This is a genomic window from Kitasatospora sp. NPDC093806, from assembly GCF_040683335.1.
In the GTDB taxonomy this organism is placed as follows: domain Bacteria; phylum Actinomycetota; class Actinomycetes; order Streptomycetales; family Streptomycetaceae; genus Kitasatospora.
The window spans coordinates 1-15827 of the sequence record NZ_JBFBDO010000022.1; the positions used below are offsets into that span (position 1 = coordinate 1).

Below are 15827 nucleotides of genomic sequence, written 5' to 3' on the forward strand. Positions count from 1 at the left end.
CCCTTCCGACCTCTCGGCCTCGCCGACGCGGGGGCGGTATCCCCCGGCGCCCCCACAGGAAGTCGACTGGGCCGACTTCCTGTGCGGAAGCCGGGAAGGAGGATCGAGCGGAGAACCTTGTTGCCGCCCCGCCGCGATCGTGATCGCGGCGGGGCCCGGAATGTGCTGCGGGGTGAGCAAGGGAACTTGTGCCTGCTCCTCCATCGACGGATCCGCTACCGGGTCGTCAACCAGCCCGGCTTGGGCGGCGCGCACGCCCGCGCAGCGCGGGAACTCTCGGAGCAACTGACCGCGGGGCAGGCCACGTTCACGCTCCAGCGTGGCGACCTGCTGCTCCTGAACCAACACCGCTGCGTCCACGGCCGTGAACCGCTCGGCGACGGCCAGCGCGACGTGGCGCCGGACGATCGCCGGTTGCTCCTCCAGCTGTTCCTGCGGGACACCGGTCGGCCGAGCTAGATCCGCGACTTCCGCACGCTGGCCCACGTCGCCCCGGCCAGCGCCCCGACGGACCGGAGTACCGACAGCTCCTCGTGCTGGCGGTACAACTCCCAGTTGTACGGGACCAAGGACAGCTTGTTGCTGGACAGTGACCCCGCGCGGCCGGACCGGTAGACCGCCAGCGGCTCGGACAGCCCCCGTGCCTCGACGCCGTCACGCATGATCGACAGCCACAGGGCGTAGTCCTGCCGCCGCCGCATCTCCGGCATCAGCCGCGTGCCCAGCACCTTCCGGGAGTACATCGCGGTCAAGCACCCGATGTGGTCCTGCACCAGCATCGCCTGGTAGTCCACCCGGTCGCGCGCCCGGACCACGCGACCGTTCGGAAGGAAATCGGCAGCCTCGCCGGCGTACTCGGCGTCCATCTTGAAGTACGACGTGTGGGTGAGGGACGCGCCGGTGACGGCCCCCAAGTCGAGCTGCTGCTCCACCTTCGTCGGCAGCCACAGGTCGTCGGCGTCCAGAAAGGCGATCCACTCTCCCCGGGCACGCTCCATCGCGAGGTTGCGTGCCCGGCCCGCACCGCCCTGCTCGGGTGCCGCCCGCGGCAGGACCCGCTCGTCCTGCCGGGCGAGCTCCATGAGCAGGCTCCAGGAGTCGTCGGTGGACGCGTCATCGGTGATCAACACCTCCACGTCGCCGTGCGTCTGCGCGAGCACCGACCGAACCGCGGCGCCGACGGTGGAGGCCGAGTTGTGCACCGGCATCACAACAGACACGAGCGGCACAGCTGCTCCTTTACCCGGTTGGAGTCGTCATGAAGGTTGTTGTCGCCGGACAAGGCTACGTCGGTCTGCCGCTCGCCGTGCGCGCCGCCGAGAGGGGCCATCACGTCGTCGGCTACGACCGGGTGGAGCGGCTGGGGCCGACCTGATCCGCTGCCTCGGGTAGCGCGAAGGCCCCGCCTCATCGGGAGGCGGGGCCCGGCGGGCGGGGTGCCCGGAGGTCAGGGGGTCTTGGTCGGGTCGACCGGGGCGGGGATCGGGGCGGTGGCCTTGTAGCCCGCGGAGGTGGGGTCGGCCAGGGCGGACGGCGGGGCCGGGTCGGTGCCCGGGGCGGGGGCCGCGGCGGTGGTCAGCACCACTGCGGCGGCGGCCGCGCCCGCGCCGGCGGCCGGCGCGACCTCCTCCTTGACCTTGACCCCGGCCTCGTCGAACACGGCCTTCAGCCGCTGCCGCAGCGCCCGCGCCACGCTCAGCGACTTGCCGGGGGCGGTCCGCGCCTCGATCCGCAGCACCACCGAGTCCGCCGCGACCGACTCCACGCCCAGGATCGAGAACGGCGCCCAGACCAGCTCGTCGAACGGGGCCTCCTTGGCCATCGCCTCCGCGGTCTCCCGGATCAGCGTCTCGACCCGCTCCAGGTCCTCCTTGTACCCGACCTGGACGTCCACCGAGGCGGTCGACCAGCCCTGGCTCATGTTGGCGATCCGCTTCACCTCGCCGTTGCGGATGTACCAGATCTCACCGCCCGCGCCGCGCAGCTTGGTCACCCGCAGGCCGACCTCCAGCACCGTGCCGGTGGCCACCCCGGTGTCGATCTCGTCGCCGACGCCGTACTGGTCCTCCATGATCATGAAGACCCCGGAGAGGAAGTCGGTGACCAGGTTGCGGGCGCCGAAACCGATCGCCACACCGGCCACACCGGCGCTCGCCAGTAGCGGCGCCAGGTTCACCCCGAGCGCCGACAGCACCATCAGCGCCGCCGTGCCCAGGATCGAGAACGACGCGACGCTGCGCAGCACCGAGCCGATCGCCTCCGCGCGCTGCTGCCGCCGCTCCGGGTTGATCACCCCGGTGTTGGCCAGCAGCCCGCCCAGCCGGTTCGGCTCGTCCTCGTTCTCGGCGGGCCGCACCATCCGCGTTATCAACTGGGTGATCACCTTGCGGACCATCGCCCGCAGCACCAGGGCCAGCACGATGATGAAGACGATCCGCACCCCGCTCGCCAGCCAGTCCTGCCAGTGCGAGTCGAACCAGCTGGCGGCCTGCCGGGTGGTGTCCGAGACTTCCTGCGCGCTGGTCGGGATCCTCAGGTCGAGCGGCGGCAACTCCGGGGCCGTGGGACTCGGGGACGGGGCCGGCACCGAGGCCGACGGCGTGGCGGACGCGTCGGCGAGGAGGCGGGCGACACCGGAGCGGAACACGTGCGGGACCTTCCTGCTGGGGTCGTGGCACGGCCCGCCGCCACGCCGGCACACCCCGAAGGCACGCCCCTGGCCTGCGGACCGTCCGCACTACCCTATCCGCCGCCCGGCCCGCACCTTGACACGCCGAGGGCCCGCCCACCGCGCGCGGGAGGGCGCGCGAGCCCACCCGGACGCCCCGTCAACGCCCTCGCGCGCCGCTCCCCCTGCTGCTCCGCGCGCTGCTCCGACCGGCCCAGCCGTCCCCCGCCGGGGCACCCGCGTGCAACCCGTGCTTCCCCCGGGCATACCGGGTATGACGGAAACCACACCCGGAGTTCCGTCAGGTCCGTTACACAGGAGTGGTGGCGCCGTACGAAGGCGTAAGGCGACACTGGGGGAGATCACGCACCCGTTGCGTGATCGAACCGCTCGTCCCGGCGCGAGCCACGCGCCGCAGGCGTCCAAGGAGGCATCCGTGCCGCATGTCCTGGTCCTCAACGCGTCCTACGAGCCACTCGGCGTCGTATCGATGCGCCGCGCACTCATCCTCGTCCTCAACCACAAGGCGGTCAGCCTCGAGGATTCGGGTGTCACTCTGCACAGCGCCACCAGCGCCCTTCCGGCGCCGTCCGTCGTCCGACTGACCCGCTTCGTCCGGGTCCCGTTCTGCGGGCCCGTCCCGCTCACCCGCCGGGCGCTGTTCGCCCGCGACCACGGCCGTTGCGTCTACTGCGGGGCCGCCGCCACCAGCGTCGACCACGTCATCCCGCGCAGCCGGGGCGGCCAGCACCGGTGGGACAACGTGGTGGCGGCCTGCCGCCGCTGCAACCACACCAAGGCCGACCGCCACCTCACCGAGCTCGGCTGGCGGATGAAACGACCACCGGCGCCGCCCACCGGCCTGGCCTGGCGGATCATCGGCACCGGCATCAAGGATCCGCGCTGGCGGCCCTACCTGGAGCCGTACGGCGGATCCGACCAGCTGCGCGCCCCGCAGTGGGGCGAGTACGAACACCACGACCATACCGACACCGGCCATCCGGTGCCGCTCGGTCGGGCGCACTCCGCCCACTCCGCCCCCGCCCGCCGCGGTGAGCAGCCCGAACCGCTCTCCGCCTGACCCCGTTCCACAAGGGCTTGCCCGTCCGACTCCCGGTACGCCTCATGGGCCGCCGCGCACCCCGCACCGGGGAGCGCGGCGGCCCGCCGTTTGGCGGGACTCCTAGGGCTTCGGCGTGCCGCTGGGCGAGCCCGCAGAGCCCGCAGAGCCCGCAGAGCCGGCCGAGGCGGACGGCGTGGGGGAGGGGCCGCCCGGGCCGCCCGGGGTGCCCGACGGGCTCGGCGTGGGAGGCGGCGTGGTCGCCGTGCCGCCGCCCGGACCACCGGCCTGGCCGCCCGACTGCTGCCCGCCGCCCTGCCCGGCCGGCGGGGTCGGCGCCGTCGTCGGCTGGGTGACCGGCGGGGTCACCGGGGGCGCGACCGGCGGCGTGACCGCCCCGGCCGCCGAGGCGGCCGCGTACAGCTCGATCCCCCACAGCGAGTAGCCGTACTTGGTGGCCCGGGCCACCCCCTGCACCCGCAGGAACTTCGCCCCCGGCGCGTCGAACCGCACCGTCTCGTTGCCGCCCTTGCCGTCCTCCACCTTCGCGACCGTGGTCCAGGACCGGCCGTCGGCCGAGACCTGGATCTTGTACGAGGCGGCGTACGCGGTCTGCCAGTGCAGCACCGCCGATCCCAGGTGGGTGGCCTTCGGCAGCTCCAGCTGCACCCAGGCGTCGTCGGCCGGCTTCGAGGACCAGCGGCTCTTCGGGTCCTGGTCGGCCACCGCGGCGGCCGGGAAGTTCGGCGTCTCGTCGCCCGAGGAGGTGGCCTGCGCGGTGATGGCCAGGTCCGGCCCGGCGGTCGGCGGCACCACGTGCACCTGGAGCACCTGGCGGACGGTGGCCTGGCCGGCCACGAACACCACCGGCACCTGGTACGTCCCGGACGGCGTCTCCGGCCCGGCGGTGACCAGCAGCGGCACGCCGACCCGGCCGCCGCGCGGCACGCTCACCCCGGTCACCGGCGCCACGGTCAGGCCCTTGGCGACGGCGGGCACCTCGGTCCGCAGCTCGCCGGTCACGCCCTCCGGCCGGCCCGCCTCGACGGTCGCCCGGGCCTGGGCCGGCGTGGTCTCGCCGATCACCGCGTCCACCGAGGCGTCGGTCAGGCTCAGCCGGGCCGCCGGGGCGTCCGCGTACCAGGGGATCACCTGGTTGACCACCGGCGGCTCCCCGCCGGGCTTCCAGGCCAGCCGGAACGCGTCGGCGGGCTGCCCGCCGGCCGACAGCTCGTTCCAGCCGGGCTGCACGGTGCCGATCTCGGTCCAGCTGCCGTCCGGGTGGCGCACCGCGACGGCCGCGGAGGCCCGGACGGCCGGGTCGGTGAGCACGGTCAGCCGGTCCAGCGGCCGGGCGGCGCCCAGCTCGACGGTGAGCGGCTCGTCCTGCGCGGTCGGCGCGGTGGCCGCCCGGTAGGCGGTGTCGGGGTTGCCGTCCAGCACGGCGGCGGCCGAGGAGCCGGGCAGCGCGGCGGGGCCGCCGGAGACGCTGGCCGGTGCCTCGTCCGGCGCGGTCACCGAGAACTCGCGGACCGCGACCGCGGTCTTCTGCGCGGCGGTGGCGCGCAGCCGGACCGCCCGCACGATCGTCCCGGCGGGCAGCTGCGCGGAGACGGTCTTCTGGTTCTTCGCGACGGCCAGCTGCTTCCAGCCGCCCTCGCCGGTGGAGTACTCCAGCACCCCGTCGCGGATGTAGTCGTCGAGCGCGCTCTGGCCGTCCGGGCCGTTGCCCCAGGAGCCCATCAGCACGGTGACGCTGCCGACCGGACGGCCGCCGCCGAGGTCCAGGCCGACCGAGTCGCCGGGCTGCGGCGGCGCCGAGCTCCAGTAGAAGGTGTCGGCCACGCCGTCGGTCATCAGGGCCGGCAGGTGGTCGTGCGCGGTGCCCAGGGTGGTGGTGGGGGTGATCCCGCCGCCGACCACGCCGGCCCAGGTGTCGGCGGCCCGCACGGCGCGCTCCAGGAACGGGCCGAGCACGCCCGCGCCGACCGTCGCCGGGCTCTGGCCCAGCTGCTCGCGGAGCTTGTTCAGCTCGACCCGGGCCTTCCAGGCGGCCCCGCCGTCGCCGCCGCGCTGGGCCAGCAGCATGTCCAGCGCGGCCTGCCCGGCCAGGCCGTAGTCGCGCAGCGGCGCCAGCCAGGGCGCGGCCTCGGCGGCCAGCGGGGCGGTGGCCGGGGCGGCCGCCAGGGTCTGCTGGGCCCCGGCCATCGCGGTGAACGCGTCCCGCAGCGGGGTGGCGGCCTCTATCAGCTTGGCGAGGTCGGGGGCGGCGCCGGAGGTCGGCTCGGCGGTCGCCCAGAACCGCTCCAGCAGCGGCAGCAGGTAGCCGGACTCCTGCTTGGCGAGCGGGGAGGAGACGCTGTTGCCGGCCAGCGCGGTGACGGCGGCCAGGGTCGCCCCGGTGGGCGTGGGGGTCGAACCGGTCGGGCCGGCCAGCGAGCGCAGCGCCGCCTGCCAGGAGTCCTCCGGCTTGTAGCCGGCCGGGTTCCAGGCGAAGTCGCCGGCGGTGGACAGCGCGATCCGGGAGGCGACCGGCTGCCGCATGGCGCCGGTCAGCATGACCGCCGACCGGTTCGCCACCTCGGTGTCCCGGCCGGTGTAGGCGCCCAGGTAGAGCCGGTCCGGGGTGGCGTCGTTGACCGGGTAGTTGTCCATGGTGACCAGCGGGTGCCCGTACAGGCCCGCGGTGTCGGCGGCCTGGGTGCCGGTGATCCGCTCCGGGATCACCCCGACGCCGCTCCAGGCCACCTGGACGCCCGCCGGCAGCGCCGCGGCCAGCGCGGTCCGGTACGGGGTGGCGCCCTGCTGGTGGTACTCGGTGGGGACGACCGACAGCGCGGCCAGACCGGGGTTCTTCGCGATCAGCCGGTCCTGCACCTTGGCGACCAGCTCGGCCTGCGCCTTGGCGGCGGCGGCCGGACCGGTGCCGTACTTCGACCGGTCGTCGGAGCAGTGCCACTCGTCGTAGGAGACGTCCAGGAACTGGAGCTGGAACGCGCCGAAGCCGAGCTTGCGCAGCCCGTCCAGCTTGGCGACCAGCGCGTCCGCGTCCTTGCCGGAGCTGTAGCAGAAGGACTGGCCGGGGTCGATCGCGTACCCGAGGGTGACGTGGTTGCGCCCGGCCCGGGCGGCCAGCGCGCGCAGGTCGTCGGCCTTGGCCTGCGGGTAGGCGTCCCGCCAGCGGGCCAGCCGGTACGGGTCGTCGCCGGGGGCGTAGAGGTAGAGGTTCTGCTTGGACCGGCCGAGGAAGTCCAGCTGGTCGAGCCGCTGCTGCTGGGTCCACGGGGTGCCGTAGAAGGCCTCCGCGGTGCCGCGCACCGGCGCGCCGGACGGCCAGTCGCGCAACGTGATCCCGGGCAGCCCGAGACCGGCCGCGCCGGGCGCCTGGCCCTGGCCGGCCGGGACGGCGGCCAGCAGCTGGCGCAGCGACTGCGCCGCGTAGAAGGTGCCCGCCGCGTCCGCGCCGGCCAGCACGACCGCGCCGTACGTGCCGCCGCCCGCGACCGGCAGCTGACCGGCCGCCAGGACGTAGCCGCCGGCCGGCATCCCGGCGGTGGTGGGCGCCGCGCTGTCCTTGCCGCCGGCCGCCACGGTGAGTTCGCGCAGCACCCGGTCGGTCTCGCCGCCCGCGCCCTCGGCGGCGCCGCCGACGTACACCACCAGCGCGCCGGCGACCGGCGGACCGGCCTCGGCCTGCGGGTTCACCACGCTCGCCCCGGCCACGCCCAGCACCTCGCGCACCGCGTCGACCGCGCCGTGGTCCGCCTTCGGGGCGGTGACCAGGGTGACCGCGCTCGGCACGGTGACCGGCTTGCCGGCCACGCTCTGCTCCTGCGGGCGCGGGAAGACCTGCGGGTCGCTGACGCTGCCGAGCGGGGTCTGGGTGGCGCTGCTCGCGGTGCTGACCACGTCGGGTCCGGGCGCCTGGGCGTACGCGGCCGGGCCGCTCACCAGCAGGCCGCCGACCACGGCCGCCGCCGACAGGGTGGCCGCCACCTGGAGGGTCCGCCGGCTGGGCGACCCCGGTCGGGCGGCCAGCGCGCGCTCGGCCCGGACCGAGGGCAGCAGCGGCGGGGTGCCCTTGAGGTCCGCGATCAGCCGGTCCGCCGTCCGGGGCGCCAGCTGACGGCAGGTCCGCGCGGTGGCCCGGCGCGCCGCGAGGGCGGCGGGGTGGTAGAGCACGTCGCGCAACGCCGGACTCTGCTCCAGCTGCTGACGCAGCCGCCGCCCGGCCACCTCGGACACTCGGGCTTGCACAGGAGCCTCCTCGCCAGGCCGGAACCACATCGCGCCAAAGCCCACCAGGTACCCCACGCGGTGTCAACGCCGCCGACGGGTATGCCTATTTTGTCCGATTTACCCCCGACTTCGACCCTTCGCCCCCGCACCAACCGGCGGCCTCCCCGACACCTCCCGTACGTCATCTCCGCACCTCATCTCCCCATGTCGTCGCCGCACCCCGGGGCCCGCGCGCCCCCCGGCGCGCCACCGCTCCCCCGCCCGTGTGTGTCGCGCCGGGTCACCGAGCCGTCACCCGGGTAGGACTGTGCCTGTCCTGACTGGGCGTTGCCGAGACATCGCAGGAGCCGCGAGTGGCCGCTTATCTCGACCGTGACGGAGCCGACCGCCTGGACGGCCTCGAAGTGCCGGCGCAGGACGCGCCGCCACCCCCGCCTGAACTCGTCGCCCTGGCCCAGGCCCACGGCGTGGACACCCGGTACGGCCCCGGCGGGGTCCCGGTCGGCGCCCGCACCCTGGTCGCCGTCCTCGCCGCGCTCGGCGTGGACGCGGCCACCCCCGCCGCCGCCCGGGACGCCCTCGCCCGCCACCGCGCCGAACAGCTCGCCCGCCTGCTGCCGCCCACCGTGGTGGCCCGGGCCGGCCGCCGCACCGCCCTGGACGTCCCCGCCGACACCCGGCTCACCGTCGAACTCGAACAGGGCGGCCGCTGGCAGCTCCCGCGCGGCCACTCCCACTGGCTCCCCGCCGACCTCCCGCCCGGCCGCCACACCCTGCGCGCCGAGACCCCCGAACAGGCCGCCACCGCCCACCTGATCGTCGCCCCCGAACGCCTTCCCGCCCTGCCCGGCCGCAGCTGGGGCTTCCTCGCCCAGCTCTACTCGGTGCTCTCCGACCGCTCCTGGGGCATGGGCGACCTCGCCGACCTCGCCGACCTCGCCCGCTGGGCCGCCACCCTGGGCGCCGGCTTCCTGCAGATCAACCCGCTGCACGCGGCCCTGCCCGCGGTCCCCTCCGACCCGTCCCCCTACCGCCCCTCCTCCCGCCGCTTCGCCGACCCGGTCCACCTGCGGGTCGAGGCCGTCCCCGAGTACGCCTACCTGGCCGGCGAGCGGCGCGCCGAGGCGGACGAGCTGCTCGGCCGCGCCGCCCGGCTGCGCGCCGAGGTGCTGGCGCACGACGGCCTGATCGACCGGGACGAGGTCTGGGCCCTCAAGCGCCAGGCCCTGGAGCTGCTGCACGACGAGTACCGACAGTACGCGGACCGGCACGGCGCCGTCCGGACCGCCGCGTTCGACGCCTACCGGGCCCGCGAGGGCGAGTGGCTGGAGCGCCACGCCGTCTGGAACGCGCTGGCCGAACGGCACGGCGCCGACCACCACCACTGGCCCAAGGGCCTGCGCCACCCCGACTCCCCGCACGTCCGGCACGAGGCCGCCGAACTCGCCGACCGGGTCGCCTTCCACCGCTGGCTCGCCTGGCAGGTCGACCGGCAGCTCGCCGACGCCCAGCAGGCCGCCCGCACCGCCGGGATGCCGGTCGGCCTGGTGCACGACCTCGCGGTCGGCGTCCACCCGGACGGCGCCGACGCCTGGGCGCTCCAGGACGTCCTGGCCACCGGCATCTCGGTCGGCGCGCCCCCCGACGCCTTCAATGCGCACGGCCAGGACTGGGGCCTGCCGCCCTGGCGCCCGGACGCGCTGGCCGCCGCCGGTTACGCGCCGTTCGCCGAACTGTTGCGCTCCGCCGCCCGGCACGCCGGCGCGCTGCGGCTCGACCACGTGATGGGCCTGTTCCGGCTCTGGTGGGTGCCGGCCGGGCACTCCCCGCTGGAGGGCGCCTACGTCCGCTACGACGCCGAGGCGATGCTCGGCGTGCTGGCCCTGGAGGCGCACCGGGCCGGCACGGCGGTGATCGGCGAGGACCTCGGCACCGTCGAGCCGGGCGTCCGGGAGGAGCTGGCGGCGCGCGGCGTGCTCGGCACCTCGGTGCTCTGGTTCGAGCGGGACTGGCAGGCCAAGGGCGAGATCCTGCCGCCCGCGCGCTGGCGCCCGGGCAGCCTGGCCACCCTGACCACGCACGACCTGCCGTCCACCGCCGCCCGGCTCTCCGGCGAGCACGTGGAGCTGCGGCACCGGCTGGGCCTGCTGGCCCGCCCGCTCGGCGAGGAGCAGGCGGAGGCGGCGGCCGAGCTGTCCGACTGGCGGGCCGAGCTGGTCCGGCTGGGCCTGCTGGCCGGCGGCGAGCCGCTCTCGGCGGACGCGCTCTACCGCTTCCTCGCCGAGACCCCGGCCGAGCTGGTCGGCGTCTGGCTGCCGGACCTGGTCGGCGACCCCCGGCCGCAGAACCTGCCGGGCACCTGGGACCAGTACCCGAACTGGCGGCTGCCGGTCGCGGACGGCTCCGGCGCGCCGGTCACCCTGGACGCGCTGGCCGCCGCCCCGGCCGCCCGCACCCTCGCCGAGCTGCTCCGCCCGGTGTCCGCCGCCGGCCCCGCCACCCCTCCCGAAAGGCCGACCCCGCCGAGCGGTCCGGCGTAAGCGGCGGGTAAGTTGGCACCGTGGACAAGAGGAACGCTTTGCGAGCCGGCGCGGTCACCGCAACGGTCACGCTGATGATGCTGCTGTCGTCGCCCGCCATGGCCCTCACCCGGGACGACGGCGACGACCCGGGTAGCGGCCTGAGCGTCGCCCAGACCCTCGGTCTGTACGTGCTGGCCCCGCTCGCGGCCTTCGCGATCATCGCCGGCCTGGCGGCGCTGCCGCTCGGCGGCAAGGACAAGAAGAAGTAACCGAGGGCCCTCCACCCACGGAACAGACCCCGAGGGGGCGCCGGACGTGGTCCGGCGCCCCCTCGGGCGTTCCTCCCCGACGGGGTGGTTCCCCCTCCCGTCACCCGGGAGGGGGAACCTTCGCGGCGTCAGCGCGCCCCGGCCGCCCGGTCCGCGGCCTGCGCCTTCAGCGCCCGCTCCACACCGGCCCGCACCTCGACGACCTGCCGGCGCAGCGCCGGCGCCGGCTCGGCCGAGGCCAGCCAGGCGTCGGTGGCGTCCAGCGTGCCCTGCTCGATCAGCAGCGCCGGGTACAGCCCGCCGATGATCTGCGAGGAGATCTCGTGGCTGCGGGTCGCCCAGACGTCCTTCACCGCGGCGAAGTACTTCGCCGCGTACGGCGCCAGCAGCTCGCGCTGGTCGGCCTGCTGGAAGCCGCCGATCACCGCCGCCAGCACGTAGTTGGTGAGCTCGTCCGACTCCACCGCGGCGGTCCAGGCGGCCGCCTTGGCCTCGGCGGTCGGCCGGGCCGCCCGGCAGCTGGCCGCGTGCTCCTGGCCGGCCGCGGTGTTGTCGCGGGCCAGCTCGGCCTCGATCGCGGCCTCGTCGGCCCGGCCGGTGGCGGCGAGCCGGGCGAGCAGCGTCCAGCGCAGCTCGGTGTCGACGGCCAGGCCGGGGATCTCGGCGGTGCCGTCCAGCAGCCCGGCGAGCAGGCCGAGCTGACCGTCGGTCCGGGCGACGGCGGCGAGCGCCCGCGCCCAGGCCAGCTGGTGGTCGCTGCCGCCCTCGGCGGCGCGCAGCGCCTGCTCGGCGGCCTCGGCCCAGCGGGCCAGGCCCTGCTCGCGCCAGGCCGGGTCGGCGTAGGCGTCGAGGGCGAGCTTGACCTGGCGCTGCACCGACTGGACGACGCCGATGTCGGTCTCCCGCGGCAGGCCGGACAGCGCGAGCGTCAGGTAGTCGCGGGCGGCGAGCTCGCCGTCGCGGGTCATGTCCCAGGCGGAGGCCCAGCACAGCGCGCGCGGCAGCGCCTCGGTGAAGCCGCCGAGGTGCTCGGTGACCACGGCCAGCGAGTCCTCGTCCAGCCGGACCTTGGCGTAGGAGAGGTCGTCGTCGTTGAGCAGGACGACGGCCGGGCGGTGCCGGCCGACCAGCTCGGGCACCTCGGTGCGCGGGCCGTCGACGTCCAGCTCGATCCGGTCGGTGCGCACCAGCGAGCCGTCCACCAGCTCGTACAGGCCGATCGCGATCCGGTGCGGGCGCAGCACGGCCTCGCCCTTGGCGCCGGCGGGCAGCGCGGGGGCGTCCTGCAGGACGGCGAAGGACTCGATCTCGCCGTCGGTGTTCAGGGTCAGCGCGGGCCGCAGCACGTTGATGCCGGCGGTCTCCAGCCAGGCGGCGGACCAGGCCTTGAGGTCGCGTCCGCTGGCCTCCTCCAGCGCGCCGAGCAGGTCGCCCAGGCGGGTGTTGCCCCAGGCGTGCCGCTTGAAGTAGGCGCGCACGCCCTCGAAGAAGGCGTCCTGGCCGACGTAGGCCACCAGCTGCTTGAGCACCGAGGCGCCCTTGGCGTAGGTGATGCCGTCGAAGTTGACCTGGACGTCCTCCAGGTCGTTGATGTCGGCCATGATCGGGTGGGTGGACGGCAGCTGGTCCTGCCGGTACGCCCAGGTCTTCATCTGGTTGGCGAAGGTGGTCCAGGAGTTGGGCCACTTCGAGCCGGGCGCCTCGGCCTGGCAGACCGCCTCGGCGAAGGTGGCGAACGACTCGTTCAGCCAGAGGTCGTTCCACCACTCCATGGTGACGAGGTCGCCGAACCACATGTGGGCGAGCTCGTGCAGGATCGTCGCGGCGCGCGCCTCGTACGCGGCGTCGGTCACCTTGGACCGGAACACGTACTGGTCGCGCAGGGTGACGGCGCCCGCGTTCTCCATCGCGCCGGCGTTGAACTCCGGCACGAACAGCTGGTCGTACTTGGCGAACGGGTAGGGGAAGTCGAACTTCTCCTGGAAGTAGTCGAAGCCCTGCTTGGTGACCTCGAAGATGTCCTCGGCGTCCAGGAACTCGCGCAGCGAGGGCCGGCAGTAGATGCCCAGCGGCACCTTCTGCTCGCCGTTCTCGTAGGTGTCGAAGACGCCGACGTACGGGCCGGCGACCAGCGCGGTGATGTACGAGGAGATCCGGCCGGTCGGCTCGAACCGCCAGACCCGGCTGTCCCCCTCGCCCTCCGGCTGCGGGGTGGGCGAGTTGGAGACCACGACCCAGCCGGTGGGCGCGGTCACGGTGAAGGTGAACGCGGCCTTGAGGTCGGGCTGCTCGAAGGAGGCGAAGACGCGGCGGGCGTCCGGCACCTCGAACTGGGTGTACAGGTACGTCTCGCCGTCCACCGGGTCGACGAACCGGTGCAGGCCCTCGCCGGTGTTGGTGAAGGCGCAGTCGGCGACGACCCGCAGCTCGTTCTCGGCGGCGAGGTTCGGCAGCGCGATCCGGCTGTCGGCGAAGTTGGCGTTGTCGAGCCGCTCGCCGTTGAGGACGATCTCCTCGACGCTCGGGGCGACCAGGTCGATGAAGGTGGCCGCGCCCGGGGTGGTGGCGCTGAACCGGACCACGGTGGTGGACCGGAAGGTGCCCCCCTCTCGGGCCGAGCTCAGGTCGAGCTCGATGTCGTACGCGTCCACGTGCAGGAGGTCGGCCCGGGTGCGGGCCTCCTCGCGGGTCAGGTTGGTGCCGGGCACTCGCTGGACTCCTTCGTCAGGCTGATGCCTGGCATCCTGCCATGTCCACCCGCCGGTGCCGGTGGCATGGGCCCGGAGACGGAAGCGGGTGGGGCGGGAGCGTGCCGCACCGGCACCCTCCCGCCCCACCCGTCACGCACCGGCCCGCGTCACCGCGGCCGCGCCGGCGTCACTTCTTGACGTACTTGAACACCGGGACGTCCATGCTGCTGCGGGAGAACCCGTACAGCGAGTTGTCGCTCTGCAGCACGAACTCGTTCAGGCTCAGGCTGATGCTGAGCGAGGAGCTCTTGTTGTCGGCCAGGCTGCCGAGCTCGGTCACCGCGCCGTCGGCGGGGGCGAGCGTCACCAGCTTGTTGTCGTTGCCGTAGCCCATGTCGAGGATGGCCCGGACCTTGCCGTCCTTGTCGGTGCCGGAGACCAGCCGCAGGCCGTCCTTGGCCTTGCCGTCGGTCGACCAGATCCGCTTGCCGGTGTTCAGGTCGTAGGCGTTGATCGACGGCTTGGTCGGGTTGGTCTGCACGTACAGGGTGGTGCCGCTGACCAGGCTCTGGGTGAACGCGTCGCCCTGGCCGCTGAGCCGCAGGCTGTCGTAGCCCGGCTCCTTGACCGACATCTGGTTGCCCGGCTTGAAGGTCTTGTCGAACGGCAGGATGTAGTCGCCGTTCGGGCCGCTGCTCATCACCAGCACCAGCGGTGCGTCCGAGACGACCTTGTCGACCCGCTCGATGCTGCCGCTCAGCGTGGTCGGCGCGGGGGACAGGACCTTGCCGGTGTCGGTCTCGACGACCACCAGCTGGGACTTGACGGTGGTGCTGAGGCCGTAGCAGCGGTCGGTGACCACGATCTGGGCGCCGGCCGCGGTGCCGTAGGTGCTGCAGTCCTTCTCGCGCGGCTGGAAGCTCCAGGCCGGGGAGCCGTCGGTGACGTTGACCGCGCCGGCCATGTTGCCGCCGATGCCGATCACCTTGTCGGTGATGGTCAGGGTGGGGGAGGAGATCCGGTCCTTGCCGACCTTGACGGTCCACAGCAGCTTGCCGGCGTTGACGTCGACGGCGGCGATGGTGGAGCAGTCGCTGTCACCGGTGTTCAGCGCGATCGCGGCGACGTGCCCCTTGTTGGTGCTGTACGAGGCGCTGCAGAACTCCTTGGCGCCGGACGGCACCGGGATGCTCCAGGCCTCCTTGCCGTCGGAGGTGTTGACGGCGCGGATGCCGGTGGTGTCGGCGCGGATCGCGGTCTTGTCGCCGCCCCAGATGGCGAGCAGCCGGGTGGAGCCGCTGACCGAGCTGGCCGGCTTGTCGGCGGCCCAGGCCAGGTTGTACGCGCCGGCCTTGCCGCCGCCGCCGGGGGTCGAGCCGCCGCCGGTCGCGCCGCCGGTGGCCGGTGCCGTCACCTCGCCGGTGGTGCCGCCGGTGGCCGGAGCGGTGACCTCGCCGGTGGTGCCGCCGCTCGCGGTCGGCTTGTCCTCGTCCTTGGACTTGTCGGTGAACAGCACGAACAGCGCGGCGACGATGGCGATCGCCAGCACGCCGCCGATGATGCCGCCCCAGAGCATGACCGGGTTGCGCTGCTTCGGCGCGGCCGGGACCGGCGCGCCGGGGAAGCCGTAGCCGCCCTGCTGCGGGTAGCCGTACCCGGGCGCCGCGCCGTCGGCCTGCGGCGGCGCGGTGTGGCCGTACGGCTGCTGGCCCGCGGTCGGGGCGCCGAACGGCGGCTGGCCCGCGGCCGGGTCGTACGGGCCGACCGGCGCGCCGGGCGGCGGGACCGGGGCCCCGCCCTGGGCGGGGAAGGCGGTGGCGGTGGGCGCGTAGGCGTACCCGCCGGGCGCCCCGGCCGGGGGTGCCGGCGGAGCCGCGGGTGCGGCGGGCGGCGCGGCCGGCGGGACGGCCGGAGCCGCCGGTGCGGCCTGACCGGGGACCGCGGCCCCGTCGAGCTGTGTCTGCTGGTCCGCCACGGCCGCCGGGTCGACGCCGCCGGGCTTGCGCCCGAGCGAGACGCCCCGGTTGTCCTGACCGCCGCCGGGCGTTTCGCCCGCCCCCGGCGTAGGGTGATCCCCTGCCATCTGATGCCCCGTCATGTCTGGAATCGTCCCGGGTCCGGTTCACTTCCGTGGCCGGCGGGACGGGTGAGATTGGGCACCATCGTACGGGGGGTCGGTTTTCGGACGGCCGCAGGAGCCCGCCGCCCCACCCGCTCCCGCCCCCACCTGCGGCGCGACCCTCCCGGCCGCCCCGGCCGGTCCGCGGGCCGCGCACCGTCCCTTCTCCTCCTCTCTCCGGCACCTTCACCTTCCTGCGGGTTCACCGTCCCGCAGGGCCTAGGCTTCAGGACTTGAAAGGGGACACCCGGCGGAGGGGT

9 protein-coding genes and 1 pseudogene are annotated in these 15827 nt (G+C 74.7%); 4 read left to right on the forward strand and 6 right to left on the reverse strand.

Annotation, left to right across the window (positions count from 1 at the left end; all coding sequences use genetic code 11):
- Both AB0N76_RS13965 and AB0N76_RS13970 read right to left on the reverse strand, forming a co-directional pair.
- On the reverse strand, positions 1 to 486 hold a 486-nt coding region (locus AB0N76_RS13965), incomplete at its 3' end, for a hypothetical protein (RefSeq protein WP_363556641.1).
- Positions 456 to 1229, reverse strand: a complete 774-nt coding sequence (locus AB0N76_RS13970; protein ID WP_363556643.1) for a glycosyltransferase family 2 protein — start codon at positions 1227 to 1229, stop codon at positions 456 to 458. The genes AB0N76_RS13965 and AB0N76_RS13970, both read right to left, overlap by 31 nt.
- Before the next feature lie 29 nt (positions 1230 to 1258).
- On the opposite strand from AB0N76_RS13970, the pseudogene AB0N76_RS13975 reads away from it, so the two are divergent.
- Positions 1259 to 1360 (forward strand): annotated as a pseudogene (locus AB0N76_RS13975) (hypothetical protein); the annotation flags it as partial.
- Between the two features lie 87 nt (positions 1361 to 1447).
- Here the strand turns inward: AB0N76_RS13975 and AB0N76_RS13980 are convergent.
- Positions 1448 to 2647 carry a mechanosensitive ion channel family protein gene (locus tag AB0N76_RS13980; RefSeq protein WP_363556645.1) on the reverse strand — a complete coding sequence of 400 codons (1200 nt, stop codon included), beginning with the start codon at positions 2645 to 2647 and terminating at the stop codon, positions 1448 to 1450.
- 457 nt (positions 2648 to 3104) lie between these two features.
- On the opposite strand from AB0N76_RS13980, the gene AB0N76_RS13985 reads away from it, so the two are divergent.
- On the forward strand, positions 3105 to 3749 hold the full coding sequence (locus AB0N76_RS13985; RefSeq protein ID WP_363556647.1) for an HNH endonuclease: 645 nt from the start codon (positions 3105 to 3107) through the stop codon (positions 3747 to 3749).
- A 102-nt stretch (positions 3750 to 3851) separates the two neighbouring features.
- Here the strand turns inward: AB0N76_RS13985 and AB0N76_RS13990 are convergent, their stop codons facing one another.
- The gene (locus tag AB0N76_RS13990; protein WP_363556649.1) at positions 3852 to 7985 is read right to left on the reverse strand and encodes a beta-N-acetylglucosaminidase domain-containing protein; all 4134 of its coding nucleotides are present in this window, start codon (positions 7983 to 7985) and stop codon (positions 3852 to 3854) included.
- 335 nt (positions 7986 to 8320) lie between these two features.
- Between AB0N76_RS13990 and malQ the strand changes: the two genes are divergently transcribed.
- On the forward strand, positions 8321 to 10507 hold the full coding sequence (gene malQ, locus AB0N76_RS13995) for a 4-alpha-glucanotransferase (RefSeq protein WP_363556651.1): 2187 nt from the start codon (positions 8321 to 8323) through the stop codon (positions 10505 to 10507).
- 20 nt (positions 10508 to 10527) lie between these two features.
- The gene (locus tag AB0N76_RS14000; RefSeq protein ID WP_363556653.1) at positions 10528 to 10758 is read left to right on the forward strand and encodes a hypothetical protein; all 231 of its coding nucleotides are present in this window, start codon (positions 10528 to 10530) and stop codon (positions 10756 to 10758) included.
- A 128-nt stretch (positions 10759 to 10886) separates the two neighbouring features.
- On the opposite strand, the gene pepN is transcribed toward AB0N76_RS14000, so the two are convergent.
- Complete coding sequence (pepN, locus tag AB0N76_RS14005) at positions 10887 to 13466, reverse strand: aminopeptidase N (protein ID WP_363556655.1); 2580 nt, start codon at positions 13464 to 13466, stop codon at positions 10887 to 10889.
- A 169-nt stretch (positions 13467 to 13635) separates the two neighbouring features.
- A complete protein-coding gene (locus tag AB0N76_RS14010) occupies positions 13636 to 15531 on the reverse strand; it encodes a PQQ-binding-like beta-propeller repeat protein (protein WP_363556657.1) in 1896 nt (631 codons plus the stop codon).
- Positions 15532 to 15827 lie beyond the last annotated feature (296 nt).

Bases quoted from the DNA above. Each gene is read 5' to 3' on its own strand.
- AB0N76_RS14010 (WP_363556657.1), bottom strand. From the start codon at position 15,531: ATGGCAGGGGATCACCCTACGCCGGGGGCGGGCGAAACGCCCGGCGGC.